Source organism: Dawidia cretensis (assembly GCF_018598175.1).
In the GTDB taxonomy this organism is placed as follows: domain Bacteria; phylum Bacteroidota; class Bacteroidia; order Cytophagales; family Cyclobacteriaceae; genus Ohtaekwangia; species Ohtaekwangia cretensis.
This window is the reverse complement of sequence record NZ_JAHESE010000171.1, coordinates 1-308: the sequence shown is the minus strand read 5'-3', so window position 1 is coordinate 308 and position 308 is coordinate 1. Positions and strand designations below refer to the sequence as shown.

General features: G+C 56.8%; 1 protein-coding gene. It reads left to right on the top strand.

Translation table 11 applies throughout. The features are described 5' to 3' along the window. Positions 1–308: hypothetical protein (locus KK062_RS30235; RefSeq protein WP_254088112.1), on the top strand; the 308-nt coding region annotated here is incomplete at both ends.

Sequence of the window (308 nt, the reverse complement as noted above, 5' to 3'; positions counted from 1 at the left end):
GATATGACCGTATCGTATTCCGTACCGAGTCCGTTCCTCGGATTCCACTTTGCCGTACGGAACGATATCAATTACACCACTCCGGGCCTGCCCGGCGGCGTCCTCTTCCGCAACCAGTACAATATGTGTTATCTGCCGGAGATGGAGTCGACACGTACCTTCCGCGGCGAGCAAGAGTACGAGTCGTTTATCATTCACTTTACACCGGCGTACCTCAAGCGGTGGGAAGAGCCTTTTCCGCTGCTCGCCGCATTCCTCGACAGCCTGAGCTCGACACCGGCACAGATCAACCGCGCCAACATGTCGGG